The 13,972-nt window shown below is 59.1% G+C and carries 15 protein-coding genes; 7 read left to right on the forward strand and 8 right to left on the reverse strand.

The window, feature by feature from the left end:
- The first annotated feature begins 12 nt into the window (after positions 1-12).
- The 4 genes from gabD to csiR all read left to right on the forward strand — a co-directional run bounded on the left by gabD (position 13) and on the right by csiR (position 5,031).
- Positions 13-1,461 (forward strand): NADP-dependent succinate-semialdehyde dehydrogenase, encoded by a 1,449-nt coding sequence (gabD, locus tag LGM20_RS20535; protein WP_044521135.1) that lies wholly within the window; start codon positions 13-15, stop codon positions 1,459-1,461.
- A 12-nt stretch (positions 1,462-1,473) separates the two neighbouring features.
- On the forward strand, positions 1,474-2,757 hold the full coding sequence (gabT, locus tag LGM20_RS20540; RefSeq protein ID WP_032453043.1) for a 4-aminobutyrate--2-oxoglutarate transaminase: 1,284 nt from the start codon (positions 1,474-1,476) through the stop codon (positions 2,755-2,757).
- A gap of 135 nt (positions 2,758-2,892) precedes the next feature.
- The gene (gabP, locus tag LGM20_RS20545; RefSeq protein WP_032453065.1) at positions 2,893-4,293 is read left to right on the forward strand and encodes a GABA permease; all 1,401 of its coding nucleotides are present in this window, start codon (positions 2,893-2,895) and stop codon (positions 4,291-4,293) included.
- A 45-nt stretch (positions 4,294-4,338) separates the two neighbouring features.
- Positions 4,339-5,031 carry a DNA-binding transcriptional regulator CsiR gene (gene csiR, locus LGM20_RS20550; RefSeq protein ID WP_023288513.1) on the forward strand — a complete coding sequence of 231 codons (693 nt, stop codon included), beginning with the start codon at positions 4,339-4,341 and terminating at the stop codon, positions 5,029-5,031.
- A gap of 97 nt (positions 5,032-5,128) precedes the next feature.
- Here csiR and crl read toward each other — a convergent pair whose 3' ends face one another.
- The 3 genes from crl to gpt all read right to left on the reverse strand — a co-directional run bounded on the left by crl (position 5,129) and on the right by gpt (position 7,393).
- On the reverse strand, positions 5,129-5,527 hold the full coding sequence (gene crl / locus LGM20_RS20555) for a sigma factor-binding protein Crl (RefSeq protein ID WP_002889793.1): 399 nt from the start codon (positions 5,525-5,527) through the stop codon (positions 5,129-5,131).
- 57 nt (positions 5,528-5,584) lie between these two features.
- Positions 5,585-6,829, reverse strand: coding sequence for an esterase FrsA (gene frsA / locus LGM20_RS20560; RefSeq protein ID WP_023288512.1), 1,245 nt, complete (start codon positions 6,827-6,829; stop codon positions 5,585-5,587).
- Positions 6,830-6,934: 105 nt separating this feature from the next.
- Positions 6,935-7,393 (reverse strand): xanthine phosphoribosyltransferase, encoded by a 459-nt coding sequence (gene gpt, locus LGM20_RS20565; RefSeq protein ID WP_002889733.1) that lies wholly within the window; start codon positions 7,391-7,393, stop codon positions 6,935-6,937.
- A gap of 257 nt (positions 7,394-7,650) precedes the next feature.
- Between gpt and pepD the strand changes: the two genes are divergently transcribed.
- Entirely contained in the window at positions 7,651-9,108 is a 1,458-nt protein-coding gene (gene pepD, locus LGM20_RS20570; RefSeq protein ID WP_044521131.1) for a cytosol nonspecific dipeptidase, read from the forward strand.
- A gap of 48 nt (positions 9,109-9,156) precedes the next feature.
- On the opposite strand, the gene LGM20_RS20575 is transcribed toward pepD, so the two are convergent.
- Complete coding sequence (locus LGM20_RS20575) at positions 9,157-9,603, reverse strand: GNAT family N-acetyltransferase (protein WP_044521129.1); 447 nt, start codon at positions 9,601-9,603, stop codon at positions 9,157-9,159.
- 2 nt (positions 9,604-9,605) lie between these two features.
- Positions 9,606-10,661: a DNA polymerase IV gene (dinB, locus tag LGM20_RS20580; RefSeq protein WP_044521126.1), complete on the reverse strand. Its 1,056-nt coding sequence runs from the start codon at positions 10,659-10,661 to the stop codon at positions 9,606-9,608.
- A 159-nt stretch (positions 10,662-10,820) separates the two neighbouring features.
- On the opposite strand from dinB, the gene LGM20_RS20585 reads away from it, so the two are divergent.
- Together LGM20_RS20585 and LGM20_RS20590 are read left to right on the forward strand one after the other, a co-directional pair.
- Complete coding sequence (locus LGM20_RS20585; protein ID WP_032453039.1) at positions 10,821-11,681, forward strand: glycerophosphodiester phosphodiesterase family protein; 861 nt, start codon at positions 10,821-10,823, stop codon at positions 11,679-11,681.
- A gap of 8 nt (positions 11,682-11,689) precedes the next feature.
- Complete coding sequence (locus tag LGM20_RS20590) at positions 11,690-11,905, forward strand: hypothetical protein (RefSeq protein ID WP_131096065.1); 216 nt, start codon at positions 11,690-11,692, stop codon at positions 11,903-11,905.
- A gap of 11 nt (positions 11,906-11,916) precedes the next feature.
- On the opposite strand, the gene nqrM is transcribed toward LGM20_RS20590, so the two are convergent.
- The 3 genes from nqrM to nqrE are packed head-to-tail and all read right to left on the reverse strand — an operon-like array spanning position 11,917 to position 13,967.
- Positions 11,917-12,132 (reverse strand): (Na+)-NQR maturation NqrM, encoded by a 216-nt coding sequence (nqrM, locus tag LGM20_RS20595; protein ID WP_004204638.1) that lies wholly within the window; start codon positions 12,130-12,132, stop codon positions 11,917-11,919.
- A gap of 2 nt (positions 12,133-12,134) precedes the next feature.
- A complete protein-coding gene (gene nqrF / locus LGM20_RS20600; RefSeq protein WP_004204637.1) occupies positions 12,135-13,358 on the reverse strand; it encodes an NADH:ubiquinone reductase (Na(+)-transporting) subunit F in 1,224 nt (407 codons plus the stop codon).
- Positions 13,359-13,370: 12 nt separating this feature from the next.
- Positions 13,371-13,967, reverse strand: coding sequence for an NADH:ubiquinone reductase (Na(+)-transporting) subunit E (gene nqrE / locus LGM20_RS20605; RefSeq protein ID WP_044521122.1), 597 nt, complete (start codon positions 13,965-13,967; stop codon positions 13,371-13,373).
- Positions 13,968-13,972 lie beyond the last annotated feature (5 nt).

The following is a 13,972-nucleotide window of genomic DNA, read 5'->3' on the forward strand; positions in this document are numbered from 1 at the left end:
CAGGAAGCGATTATGCAACTCAACGATATGACTCTGTTTCGCCAGCAGGCGCTGATTGATGGTCAGTGGCGCGATGCGCCCAACGGCGACGTGATTGCGGTGACCAACCCCGCCAACGGCGAGCAGCTCGGCAGCGTGCCGAAAATGGGCGCTGACGAAACCCGACAAGCGATCGAAGCCGCTAACCGCGCCCTTCCCACCTGGCGCGCCCTCACCGCCAAAGAGCGGGCGAATATTCTGCGCCGCTGGTTCGATCTCATGCTGGAGAACCAGGACGATCTCGCCCGTCTGATGACCCTCGAGCAGGGGAAACCGCTGGCGGAAGCCAAAGGCGAAATCAGCTACGCCGCCTCCTTTATTGAATGGTTCGCCGAAGAAGGTAAACGCATTTACGGCGACACCATTCCGGGCCACCAGGCCGACAAGCGCCTGCTGGTGATTAAGCAGCCCATCGGCGTCACCGCCGCCATCACCCCGTGGAACTTCCCGGCGGCGATGATCACCCGCAAAGCGGGCCCGGCGCTGGCCGCGGGCTGCACCATGGTCCTGAAACCGGCCAGCCAGACGCCGTTTTCCGCGCTGGCGCTGGCCGAACTGGCGAATCGCGCCGGGATCCCCGCCGGGGTGTTCAACGTCGTCACCGGCTCAGCCGGCGCGGTCGGCGGCGAACTGACCAGCAACCCGCTGGTACGCAAGCTCTCCTTTACCGGCTCGACCGAGATTGGCCGCCAGCTGATGGAGCAGTGCGCGAAAGATATCAAAAAAGTCTCCCTGGAGCTGGGCGGCAACGCGCCGTTTATCGTCTTCGACGATGCCGATCTCGATAAAGCCGTCGAGGGGGCGCTGGCGTCGAAGTTCCGCAACGCCGGGCAAACCTGCGTCTGCGCCAACCGCCTGTACGTCCAGGACGGGGTGTATGACCGTTTCGCCGAGAAGCTGCAGCAGGCGGTGGAAAAACTGCGCATCGGCGACGGCCTGCAGGAGGGCGTCACGACCGGCCCGCTGATCGACGAGAAAGCCGTCGCCAAAGTTGAAGAACACATTGCCGACGCCATCGCCAAAGGCGCAAAGGTGGTCACCGGCGGCAAACCGCACGCCCTGGGCGGCAACTTCTTCCAGCCCACCATCCTGGTCAACGTGCCCGACAGCGCCAAAGTGGCGAAAGAGGAAACCTTCGGCCCGCTGGCCCCGCTGTTCCGCTTTAAAGATGAAGCCGACGTCATTGCCCAGGCCAACGATACCGAGTTCGGTCTCGCCGCCTATTTCTACGCCCGCGATCTGAGCCGTGTGTTCCGCGTCGGCGAAGCGCTGGAGTACGGCATCATCGGCATCAATACCGGAATTATCTCCACCGAAGTCGCTCCGTTCGGCGGCGTTAAGGCCTCCGGCCTCGGCCGCGAAGGGTCGAAGTACGGCATCGAAGACTACTTAGAAATCAAATACATGTGTATTGGCCTTTAACAGGAGTGACGGATGAACAGCAATAAAGCAATGATGGCGCGTCGCAACGACGCGGTCCCGCGCGGCGTCGGCCAGATCCATCCTGTCTTCGCCGAGCGCGCGGAGAACTGCCGGGTGTGGGACGTCGAAGGGCGGGAATATCTCGATTTTGCCGGCGGTATCGCGGTGCTCAATACCGGCCACCTGCATCCGCAGATTGTCGCCGCCGTGGAGGACCAGCTGAAAAAGCTGTCCCATACCTGCTTCCAGGTGCTGGCCTACGAGCCCTACCTGGCGCTGTGCGAAAAGATGAACCAGAAGGTGCCTGGTGATTTCGCCAAGAAAACCCTGCTGGTGACCACCGGGTCGGAAGCGGTGGAGAACGCAGTGAAGATCGCCCGCGCGGCAACCGGGCGCAGCGGCGCGATCGCCTTCACCGGCGCCTATCACGGCCGCACCCACTACACCCTGTCGCTGACCGGTAAAGTGAATCCATACTCCGCCGGTATGGGCTTAATGCCGGGTCACGTCTATCGCGCCCTCTATCCGTGCGCGCTGCACGGCGTCAGCGATGACGAGGCGATCGCCAGCATCCATCGTATCTTCAAAAACGATGCCGCGCCGGAAGATATCGCCGCCATCATTATTGAGCCGGTGCAGGGTGAAGGCGGATTCTATGCCGCCTCCCCGGCCTTTATGCAGCGCCTGCGCGCCCTGTGCGACGAGCACGGCATTATGCTCATCGCCGATGAAGTACAGAGCGGCGCGGGCCGCACCGGTACCCTGTTCGCCATGGAGCAGATGGGCGTCGCGGCGGATATCACCACCTTCGCCAAATCCATCGCCGGCGGTTTCCCGCTGGCGGGCGTCACCGGCCGCGCGGAGGTGATGGACGCCATCGCCCCGGGCGGACTGGGCGGCACCTACGCCGGCAACCCCATCGCCTGCGCCGCCGCCCTGGCGGTATTGCAGATTTTCGAGCAGGAGAATCTGCTGGAAAAAGCCAACCAGCTCGGCGATACCCTGCGCCAGGGCCTGCTGGCGATCGCAGAAGATCATCCGGAGATCGGCGACGTGCGCGGTCTGGGAGCGATGATCGCCATTGAGCTGTTCGAAGAGGGCGACCACAGCAGGCCGAACGCCAGGCTGACGGCGGATATTGTCGCCCGGGCGCGCGACAAAGGTCTGATCCTGCTCTCCTGCGGGCCGTACTACAACGTGCTGCGCATCCTGGTGCCGCTGACCATCGAAGAGGCGCAGATCGAGCAGGGGCTGAAGATCATCGCCGACTGCTTTACCGAGGCGAAACAGGCATAGCACACCAGACATGCGGACACGAAGTACGTTAGTAAGGGAATAAAGACGAGACCTGCAAAACAACAATAATACGCGTGCCCCGGCGCGGGAATGTCGGGGCGCTCTCCCAGGTGACACACTTCGAGAGGGTAAATGATGGGGCAACTGTCGCAATCACAGGATTTAGGGGCGGGGCTGAAGTCGCGCCACGTCACGATGTTATCTATCGCCGGGGTGATCGGCGCGAGTTTATTTGTCGGATCCAGCGTCGCCATTGCCGAGGCGGGCCCGGCGGTGCTGCTGGCCTATCTGTTTGCCGGACTACTGGTGGTGATGATTATGCGTATGCTGGCCGAAATGGCGGTCGCCACGCCGGATACCGGCTCCTTTTCCACCTACGCCGATAAAGCCATCGGCCGCTGGGCGGGGTATACCATCGGCTGGCTGTACTGGTGGTTTTGGGTATTGGTTATTCCGCTGGAAGCCAATATCGCGGCGATTATTTTGCATTCATGGGTGCCGGGCGTCCCGGTGTGGCTGTTCTCTCTGGTCATCACCCTCGCCCTCACCGGCAGTAACCTGCTGAGCGTCAAAAACTACGGCGAATTCGAGTTCTGGCTGGCGCTGTGCAAAGTGGTCGCTATTCTGGCGTTTATCATACTGGGCGCGGTCGCCATTACCGGCTTTTATCCGTATGCCGAAGTGAGCGGCATTTCGCGTCTGTGGGATCACGGCGGCTTTATGCCCAACGGCTTCGGCGCGGTGCTGAGCGCGATGCTGATCACCATGTTCTCGTTTATGGGCGCGGAGATTGTCACTATTGCCGCCGCCGAATCGGATACCCCGGATAAACATATCGTGCGCGCCACCAACTCGGTGATCTGGCGTATCTCTATTTTTTATCTGTGCTCGATCTTTATCGTCGTCGCCCTCATCCCATGGAATATGCCGGGGCTGAAGAGCATCGGCTCCTACCGCTCGGTGCTCGAGCTGCTGCATATTCCCTATGCCAAGCTGATTATGGACGGCGTGATCCTCCTGTCGGTCACCAGCTGTCTGAACTCGGCGCTGTATACCGCCTCGCGGATGCTCTACTCCCTGAGCCGCCGCGGCGATGCGCCGGCCTTCATGGGGCGGACCAACCGCAGCAAAACGCCGTACGTGGCGGTGCTCCTCTCCACCGGCGCGGCGTTCCTCACCGTGGTGGTGAACTACTACGCGCCTGCCAAGGTGTTTAAATTCCTCATCGACAGCTCCGGCGCCATCGCCCTGCTGGTCTATCTGGTGATCGCCGTTTCGCAACTGCGGATGCGTAAAATCCTTCAGGCGCAAGGCGGCGAGATCCGTCTCAGAATGTGGCTCTATCCGTACCTGACCTGGCTGGTGATCGCCTTTATCACCTTCGTGCTGGTGGTGATGCTGTTCCGTCCGGCGCAGCAGCTGGAGGTGATCTCTACCGGCCTGTTAGCATTGGGAATTATTTGTACGGTACCGATTATGTCGCGCTGGAAAAAGCTGGTATTGTGGCAAAAACTGCCGCTGCAAAATACGCGTTAACCCTGTTCCCGGCCCCCGCCGGGAAGAGTATTCAGGAGTAAGATCATGACCGCCATTTCCCAGGCGACGGCCATTGACGGGTACCGTTGGTTAAAAAACGACATCATCCGCGGGGTCTACCAACCCGATGAGAAGCTGCGGATGAGCCTGTTGACCTCGCGCTATGCCCTGGGGGTCGGTCCGCTGCGCGAGGCGCTTTCGCAGCTGGTGGCCGAGCGGCTGGTGACGGTGGTCAATCAGAAAGGCTATCGGGTGGCGCCCATGTCGGAACAGGAGCTTCTCGATATCTTCGACGCGCGCGCCAACATGGAAGCCATGCTGGTGCGCCTCGCCATCGAGCGCGGCGGCGATGAGTGGGAGGCGGAGCTGCTGGCCCGCGCCCATCTGCTCAACAAGCTGGAGTCGTGCGAGGCAAGTGAGCGCTTACTCGATGAGTGGGACCAGCGCCACCAGGCGTTTCACACCGCCATCGTCGCCGGCTGCGGTTCGCAGTATCTGCTGCAAATGCGCGAGCGGCTCTTCGATCTGGCAGCCCGCTACCGTTTTATCTGGCTGCGCACCACCGTCCTGTCGGTAGAGATGCTGGAAGATAAGCATGTCCAGCATCAGACCCTGGTGGACGCTATTCTGGCGCGCGACGCCGAGCAGGCCAGCGCGCTGATGCGCGAGCACTTACTGACGCCGATCCCGATTATTCAGCAGGCGATGGCCGGCAAGCTGCAGCCGCAGGCAGTGTGAATCAGGTGGCGGGGTGGAGAGTGCGGGTGGGGCGGCAAAGTCTTCGTCACGCTCCTCCACGCCGCACGGGCGTGGAGAAATCGTATCTGTAGATCAATCAGGCGCGCAGGCGAACCGGCTCGCTGAAATCGTCGGCCGGTTCCAGCTTCAGATTAAAGGTGGTCAGCAGCGCTGCGGCGCGCTCGTGAAACTCGCGCAGCGTTTTTTCCAGTCTGTCGCTCACTTCCGGGTCGTCAATGTCGACCGCCTGCCATGACCCTTCTTTATTGAACAGGCCAAACTGGTAGCTATAGGTGAAACGTGACTCTTGTGCTTCCATTTCCATCCACCAGCCCCAGAATTCACGCTTCTCCGGTGCGGGCTTAACGTTGACGCAAACTGCCAGGCAATCGAAAAAGAAACGGTTGTCATGGCACTGCTCTTCGCGAATGTAAGGCCCTAGCGCCGTGAATTTCTTGATCAACTTACTTTTCAGGTGTCCACTCGGTAACGTCATTGCGATCTCCTTTAGTGATGCAACTGTTTTACCAAACCAATAGAATTTAGCAATAAATTAACCAAATCTATGGTTGATCCAGCGGGCGATCTGTCGCAATGCGTGATCAAAATTGCGATACACCGGGTTAAACGGGATCTCCAGCAGTTTGCCATCGGCGGATGACGAGGTGATTAACCTCGACTCCTCTTCGGGGCTGAACGGATCGTCCTTCCAGAAGCCGGAGAGCATCGGCGTCGGGCAACGGCGTCCCAGCAGTCCCTGGGTTTTTAACGAGTAGCGGTTGAGCTCCACGCGCAGCGCTTCATCAGACGCGTCATGCATGCCCAGCCGCGAGGCCAGCACGTCGAGGTACATCTCCGGCACACGCCCCTGATGCAGAGGATCCACTAGCAGCCCGTGGACCACCGGCCCCAGACAGGCTACGGCCTTCAGCCGCTGCGGCTCCAGGTAACCGAGACGCACCGCGATATTGGCGCCAAAACGGAAGCCGAAGGCGGCGACCCGGGTATGGTCGATCCATGGCACATTTTCCAGATGGCGCAGCGCGTGCTGATGCAGCAGGCTGGTGTCCTGATTCAGCGTCCATTTTGACGAGAAGCCAATGGAGGGCATATCAATGGTCAGCATGGCAATGCCGAGCGGTGAGAAGTAGTTCTCATACAGGTTGTAATAATCCGTCTGCAGCGAGTCCAGCCCCCCACACATCAGCACCGTCGGAAACGGCCCCTCGCCTTTCGGCATATGCAAAAAGCCGGTGATCGGCGAACCGCCAGGGATGGTGAACTCCAGCTCGCGCAGGGCGCCAGGCAGCCGCTGGGCGGCCTCTTCATACGCCCGGTTGGCTAAAGCCTGCGCCTGTTCCGCCAGCTCATCGCCTTTAATATGCGGATAAGCGGCAATGCTGTACAGGTTCGAAGCATGCAGCCAGTGGCGGCCGCTCAGCAAAGGATCGGCTTCCTGCCCGGCCTTTTGCTGCCACTGCATCGCCTCTTTCGCCCACTCAAAGATCCAGTTGCCGCCGCGATAGCCGATGACGGTATCGAACAGCTCGGGATCCGTTCGTTCGGCCTCGCTCATCACAATGCGCGCTTGCACATCAAGGATCTCCTGCGGGGTTACGCCGCGCCAGATCCACATTAAGCGATTGATCAGACGGTACCAGTGTTCGACGTGATTGCCGCTCAGCGCTGACTGCATCGCCTGGGGTTTTCCGGCAGAAAACCGGCGTACCAGCGTAGAGGTTTCGGGATGTTTGAAGCGAGGTTTAAACAGCGTTTCGCTGAGGTTAGCCTGTGACATGTGCAGTCTCCGTCGTAGTGCCACTCCGGATATTGTAACCTGCTATAGGATAAAAAAAACCACGCCCGGCAAGCCGGGCGTGGTAAATAGCACTGTCCTGAAGAATTAACGACCTGCGATAGGCGGTACAAACACCACGCCCATATCCCACGGCTGTTCAATCCAGGTATCCTGCGGAATATCAACCACGTAATCATCGACCAGCGGACGGCCTGCCGGTTTGGCGAAAATGGTGACGAAGTGCGCTTTGGGATACATTTCGCGGATCGCCACGGCGGTCCCGCCGGTATCCACCAGATCGTCGATAACGATAAAGCCTTCGCCATCGCCTTCCGCACGTTTCAGTACTTTCAGCTCGCGCTGGTTATCATGGTCGTAGCTGGAGATGCATACGGTATCAACATGACGAATGCCCAGTTCACGCGCCAGTAAGGCCCCCGGTACCAGTCCACCGCGGCTAACGGCAATAATGCCTTTCCATTGCTCAACCGGCAGCAGACGGCTGGCCAGTTTGCGGGCGTGAATCTGCAACATGTCCCAGGTGACGACGTATTTTTCGCTCATGTGAAGTGTCCCAGCCTGTGTAATACGGCTTAAATAATGTTCGAGGGGGAAAATGGTTGCGCGAGATTATAGAGATCTGACGCACTAAAAACCAGTGTTAAGCGGTTTGCGCAACGCTTTTTGCGTTGTTTACACTACCTGCGGCGGTGGAAAGTGGTATTCTCACCCCCATCGCGCAAGCCCGGGCTTGTTGTGTATTTTAACGCTAACCCTCGTCCTGCAACCGCTGTATGCAGGAGTCTGTAAGGAGACTTACCGTGTCTGAACTGTCTCAACTATCCCCGCAGCCGCTTTGGGATATTTTCGCCAAGATTTGCTCCATCCCGCACCCGTCCTATCACGAAGAACAGCTCGCCGAGCACATTATGGGTTGGGCAAAAGAAAAAGGCTTACACGCGGAACGCGACCAGGTTGGCAACATTCTGATTCGTAAAGGCGCGACTGCCGGTATGGAAAACCGTAAGCCGGTAGCGCTGCAGGCGCACCTCGATATGGTGCCGCAGAAAAATAACGACACCGTCCACGACTTCGCCAAAGATCCGATCCAGCCGTACATTGACGGCGAATGGGTGAAAGCGCGCGGCACCACGCTGGGCGCAGACAACGGTATCGGGATGGCGTCCGCACTGGCGGTACTGGCCGACGACAGCGTCGCTCACGGCCCGCTGGAAGTGCTGCTGACCATGACCGAAGAAGCCGGTATGGACGGCGCCTTCGGTCTGCAGGCCAACTGGCTGCAGGCCGATATCCTGATCAACACCGACTCCGAAGAAGAAGGCGAAATCTATATGGGTTGCGCCGGCGGGATCGATTTCACCTCTAACCTGGCGCTGACCCGCGAAGCGATTCCGGCCGGTTTCCAGAGCTTTAAAGTGACTTTAAAAGGGCTGAAGGGCGGCCACTCCGGCGGTGACATCCATCTCGGTCTGGGTAACGCCAACAAGCTGCTGTCGCGCTTCCTTGCCGGTCATGCCGATGAGCTGGATCTGCGTCTGGTCGATTTCAACGGCGGTACGTTGCGCAACGCCATCCCGCGTGAAGCGTACGCTACTGTCGCCGTCGCCGCGGATAAAGCCGATGCGCTGAAAGCGCTGGTGAATACTTACCAGGCGCTGCTGCAAAACGAGCTGGCGGCCAAAGAGAAGAACCTGGTGGTGCTCCTGGAAGCGGTAGAGAACGACAAAGCGGCGCTGACTCAGGCCTCCCGCGACGGTTTCATCCGCCTGCTGAACGCCACGCCGAACGGGGTTATCCGCAACTCTGACGTGGCGAAAGGCGTAGTAGAAACCTCGCTGAACGTCGGCGTCGTCACCATGACCGATGACAATGTGCAGATCCACTGCCTGATCCGCTCGCTGATCGACAGCGGCAAAGACTATGTGGTCAGCATGCTGGAATCTCTGGGTAAACTGGCGGGGGCGAAAACCGAAGCCAAAGGCGCTTACCCTGGCTGGCAGCCGGACGCCAACTCGCCGGTGATGCACCTGGTGCGCGAGACTTACCAGCGTCTGTTCAACAAGACGCCGAACATCCAGATCATCCACGCCGGTCTGGAATGCGGTCTGTTCAAAAAACCGTATCCGGAAATGGACATGGTCTCCATCGGGCCAACCATTACCGGTCCGCACTCCCCGGATGAGCAGGTCCATATCGAGAGCGTCGGCCAGTACTGGACGCTGCTGACCGAGCTGCTGAAAGCCATTCCGGCTAAATAAGCCCCACCACCGGCGGCAGCCCGCCGCCGGTTTCTCCCTCGCCTCACCTTAGCGTCCCGCGCTTTCCATCCGGTAGTTAATAAACCACTCCCCGCGCGCCGCCACCCGCTGCTCAGCCACCACCTTAAAGCCATGGGCCGTAAAACAGGGTCTCGCGGTAATGCTGGCGTCCACCGTCAGGATTTGCGCAGGATACTGAGCGCAGAGCGCCTCGATAAGCGCGCCGCCGATACCCTGCCGGCCGTGATCCGGCGAGACAAAGAGCAAATCGATATGCGTCCCGATGGCGGTGATAAAGCCAACCGGTTGACTCTCTATCTCCGCCACCAGCCCGTTTGCATCAGCCAGCTTTTGCCGCCAGCGTGTCTCATCCACCTGCGCCCAGGCCGCAATCTGCGCCGGAGTATAGTCCCGGCAGGCCGTTTCCCGCACCGCGCGCAGGAATATCCGACAGAGCAGTGGTAAATCGTTGTCGCGGTAAGGACGAATGTGCATGGTTAAATCCCTAATAAAAGCTGCCTTTCCAGCTGCGGATCGAGCAGCGTCACGTGGAGCCCAACCAGGCGCACGCCACGTCCGCCGCGGCGCTCATCCCAGGCCTTGCGCGCGGTGGCAATCAGATCCGCTTTGTTCAGCTGCGGCCAGACGTGCTCCTGGGTGGTCAGCTGGAAGTCATTGAATTTCAGTTTAATACCCTGACGGGCGATCAGCAGGTCCGGTTTGACCTTCGCCAGCCGGCGCTCCAGTTCGGGATAGAGATTTTCGATAATCGCTTCGCACTCTGACCATTCATGGATATCTTCCGCTAACGTCCGCTCCACTCCCACCGACTTGCGCTGCCGGTCGTTATGGATTTCCCGCTCATCAATCCCGTGGCTGCGCTCCCACAAAATACGGCCGAATTTACCGAAGCGCTTAAGCAGCATGGCCAGATCGCTGTTCTGCACATCGCCGCAGGTACGCAGGCCCATATTTTCCAGCTTCGCCGCCGATACCTTCCCGACGCCGGGTATTTTCGCCAGCGGCAGCGCCCGTACAAACTCAGCCACCTGATGGGGAGCGATAACGAACTGGCCGTTGGGTTTATTCATGTCGGAGGCGATTTTGGCAAGAAACTTTACCGGCGCTACCCCCGCCGAGGCGGTGAGGCGCAGCTCCCGTTCGATGGTTTCGCGGATCTCCTGGGCGATCAGGGTGGCCGACCCGTGACAATGCACGCTGTCGCTGACATCAAGATAGGCTTCATCCAGCGACAGCGGCTCAATGCGCGAGGTATAGCGGGAGAAAATTTCGCGGATATGGTTCGAGGCTTCTTTGTAGGCATCAAAGCGGCCGGGAAGCAGCGTGAGATGCGGGCACAGCTTGAGCGCCGTCGCCGTCGGCATGGCGCTGCGCACGCCAAACTTACGCGCAGGATAGTTCGCGGTACTAATCACGCCACGCTGTACCCGACTGCCGCCTATCGCGAGAGGTATGTCGCGCAACGCCGGGTTGTCGCGCATCTCCACCGCCGCAAAGAAACAGTCCATATCGACATGGATAATTTTACGCATCGTCAGACTCAACACTGTATACCCATACAGCATAGCAAAACTCGCTGCGAATTTTATGCTTTTTTTATTTCATCGCCCAGAAAAGCGGTTAAAACATAAAACTTCAATAAATTATGTTTATTTTCATAAAGTTAACCGATAAATCTGGAAGATATAATCATGAAGAAAATACTTACCGCACTTTGCCTGCTGGCCTCCGCCGGCGCCTGGGCCGCCCCGCAGCTGATTGCCCATCGCGGCGGCACCGGCGATGCGCCAGAAAATACCCTGCCGGCCATTAAGCTGGCGCTGGAGAATAACGCCGAGGCCATCTGGGTCACGGTGCAGTTAAGCCACGACGGCGTGCCGGTGCTCTACCGGTCAAGCGATCTTTCCGCATTGACCAATAGCGAGGGCAACGTTTCCAGTTTAACCGCCGCCGAGCTGGCGAAAGTCGATGCCGGCTGGAAATGGGGTGATGACAGCCACCCCTGGCGCGGCAGGCAGGCCACCATTCCCACGCTGCAAGCCGTTTTGCAGCAATGGCCGCACACGTTCTTCTACATCGACATTAAATCTCCGGATGCCGACCCGACCGTGATGGGCGAGCGCCTGCTTGCGGTGTTAAAAGCTACGCACAGCCTCGATCGCGTGCGGGTCTATTCCACCGAAGACCGCTATATCGCCGCGCTGCCGCCGGCTATTCCCCGCTTCGTCACCCGCAGCGAAACCCGCACCAGACTTGCCAGCATTTCGCTCAGCCATCAGTGCCAGCCTGCCAGCCAGCGCGAAGGCGAGCAGTGGTATGGGCTGGAGCTGAAGCGCAAGGTAGAGGTGGTGGAGAAATTCACCCTTGGGGAAGGGGTCTCCCCGGCGACGCTCACCTGGGATAAAGAGGCGATGGATTGCTTCCGCTCGCAGGGTAAAGCGCACATTATCTTCTTCGGCATCAACAGTGCGGAAGATTACCGCACGGCGAAAGAGCTGGGCGCTGACGGCGTGATGGTCGATTCCCCGGCGCAGGCGAAAAGCTGGCAGTAAGGGAGTCAATGGCTAAAAAAGGCCGCGAAAGCGGCCTCACGTTGCTGGCATGTTGTTGCCGGGTGGCGGCTACGCCTTACCCGGCCTACAAAACCGAAGCAGCAGACCCGGCAAGCGCAGCGCCACCGGGCACGGAGCCGCTTTATGCCGGGTGGCGGCTGCGCCTTACCCGGCCTACAAAACTGAAGCAGCAGGTCCGGCAAGCGCAGCGCCATCAGGCCTAAATGGCCAAAGATTACAAAATGCGCCGCTGCTGGCGCTGCGCCTCGCGGGCGAGACGTTTCTTACGCGCGTCGCAAGGCTCAGGACAGTCGCAGACTTTCTCCAGTCCCAGCGAGGAGATCCCGCCGCAGCTGCCCTGAATGCTCTTGCGCTTCACCAGGTAGCCCAGCGACATCCCGAGGATCACCAGCGCAAAAATCACAAAGGTTGCGACAAACACCGTCAGCATCGTCAGCCTCCAAAGTCGTCGAGCAGAATATTCTCGTCCTCGACGCCCAGATCCTTCAGCATCTTAATCACTGCGGCATTCATTACCGGCGGCCCGCACATGTAGAACTCGCAGTCTTCCGGCGCCGGATGATCGCGCAGATAGTTCTCGTACAGAACGTTATGGATAAAGCCGGTATGCCCCGTCCAGTTATCTTCCGGCAGCGGATCGGAGAGCGCAACGTGGAAGGTAAAGTTCGGGTTATCCCGCGCCAGCTGTTCAAACTCATCATCGTAGAACATCTCGCGCAGCGAGCGCGCTCCGTACCAGAAGCTGATTTTACGTGTGCTGTGCAGGCGCTTGAGCTGGTCGAAAATATGCGAACGCATCGGCGCCATCCCGGCGCCGCCGCCGATAAACACCATCTCGGCGTCGGTCTCTTTGGCAAAGAACTCGCCGAACGGCCCCGAAATCGTCACCTTATCGCCCGGCTTCAGCGACCAGATATAGGACGACATGATCCCCGGCGGGGCATCCGGCACCTTCGGCGGCGGCGTCGCAATGCGCACGTTGAGCATAATGATGCCCTTCTCTTCCGGATAGTTAGCCATCGAGTAGGCACGCAGGGTCGGCTCTTTCACCTCAGAGACGTAGCGGAACAGGTTGAACTTGTCCCAGTCCGAGCGGTATTCATCCGGGACATCGAAGTCAGCATAGGCCACTTTATGCGGTGGGCATTCGATCTGAATATAGCCCCCGGCGCGGAACGGCACCACCTCCCCCTCGGGGATCCGCAGCTTGAGCTCTTTAATGAAAGTAGCTTTGTTATCATTGGAGATAACTTCGCATTCCCATTTTTTGACGCCGAAGATTTCTTCCGGTAGCTCAATCTTCATGTTTTGCTTCACCGCGACCTGGCAGGCCAGACGGCAGCCGGCTTTGGCTTCGCGTTTGGTAATATGCGAAAGCTCGGTCGGCAGGATATCGCCGCCACCCTCTTTGATAGTCACCCGACACTGGCCGCAGGAGCCGCCGCCGCCGCAGGCGGAGGAGACAAAAATCCCGTTGCTGGACAGCGTGTTCAGCAGCTTATCCCCCGCCGGGGTACGGATCTGCTTATCCGCTTCGTTATTGATCTCAATAACCACGTCGCCCGCGTTCACCAGCTTTGAGCGCGCTGCCAGGATAAGCCCCGACAGCACCAGCACAATCAGCGTGAACATCACGACGCCAAGAATAATTTCCATACTTATTCGCCCTTATAGCTGCACGCCGGAGAAGGACATAAAGCCCAGCGCCATCAACCCGGTAGTGATAAAGGTGATCCCTAACCCGCGCAAACCGGCAGGCACGTTGGCGTACTTCATCTTTTCGCGGATCCCCGCCATCGCCACGATCGCCAGCATCCAGCCGATGCCGGAGCCAAAGCCGTAAACGATGGATTCCGGGAAGTTGTAATCACGCTGCACCATGAACGACACACCGCCGAAAATCGCGCAGTTAACCGCAATCAGCGGCAGGAAGATCCCCAGCGCGTTGTATAGCGCCGGGAAGTACTTATCGAGGATCATCTCGAGGATCTGCACCAGCGCGGAGATCACCCCGATAAAGGTGATGAAGTTCAGGAAGCTGAGGTCTACCCCCTCCACCAGCGCGCCGTCGCGCAGCACCAGGTTATACACCAGGTTGTTGATCGGTACGGCAAGACCCAGCACCACCGTCACCGCAACGCCGAGGCCTAAGGCGGTGGAGACCTTTTTCGACACCGCGAGGAAGGTACACATCCCGAGGAAAAAGGCCAGCGCCATGTTCTCAACAAACACCGCGCGGACAAACAGGCTAATGTAATGAGCCATCATCG

The organism is Klebsiella quasipneumoniae subsp. quasipneumoniae, assembly GCF_020525925.1.
Taxonomy (GTDB): Bacteria; Pseudomonadota; Gammaproteobacteria; order Enterobacterales; family Enterobacteriaceae; genus Klebsiella; species Klebsiella quasipneumoniae.

Bases quoted from the DNA above. Each gene is read 5' to 3' on its own strand.
- nqrE (WP_044521122.1), bottom strand. From the start codon at position 13,967: ATGGCTCATTACATTAGCCTGTTTGTCCGCGCGGTGTTTGTTGAGAAC.
- gabT (WP_032453043.1), top strand. From the start codon at position 1,474: ATGAACAGCAATAAAGCAATGATGGCGCGTCGCAACGACGCGGTCCCG.
- gabD (WP_044521135.1), top strand. From the start codon at position 13: ATGCAACTCAACGATATGACTCTGTTTCGCCAGCAGGCGCTGATTGAT.
- LGM20_RS20575 (WP_044521129.1), bottom strand. From the start codon at position 9,603: ATGCACATTCGTCCTTACCGCGACAACGATTTACCACTGCTCTGTCGG.
- dinB (WP_044521126.1), bottom strand. From the start codon at position 10,661: ATGCGTAAAATTATCCATGTCGATATGGACTGTTTCTTTGCGGCGGTG.
- csiR (WP_023288513.1), top strand. From the start codon at position 4,339: ATGACCGCCATTTCCCAGGCGACGGCCATTGACGGGTACCGTTGGTTA.
- LGM20_RS20590 (WP_131096065.1), top strand. From the start codon at position 11,690: ATGGCTAAAAAAGGCCGCGAAAGCGGCCTCACGTTGCTGGCATGTTGT.
- crl (WP_002889793.1), bottom strand. From the start codon at position 5,527: ATGACGTTACCGAGTGGACACCTGAAAAGTAAGTTGATCAAGAAATTC.
- gabP (WP_032453065.1), top strand. From the start codon at position 2,893: ATGGGGCAACTGTCGCAATCACAGGATTTAGGGGCGGGGCTGAAGTCG.
- gpt (WP_002889733.1), bottom strand. From the start codon at position 7,393: ATGAGCGAAAAATACGTCGTCACCTGGGACATGTTGCAGATTCACGCC.
- nqrM (WP_004204638.1), bottom strand. From the start codon at position 12,132: ATGCTGACGGTGTTTGTCGCAACCTTTGTGATTTTTGCGCTGGTGATC.
- nqrF (WP_004204637.1), bottom strand. From the start codon at position 13,358: ATGGAAATTATTCTTGGCGTCGTGATGTTCACGCTGATTGTGCTGGTG.
- frsA (WP_023288512.1), bottom strand. From the start codon at position 6,829: ATGTCACAGGCTAACCTCAGCGAAACGCTGTTTAAACCTCGCTTCAAA.
- LGM20_RS20585 (WP_032453039.1), top strand. From the start codon at position 10,821: ATGAAGAAAATACTTACCGCACTTTGCCTGCTGGCCTCCGCCGGCGCC.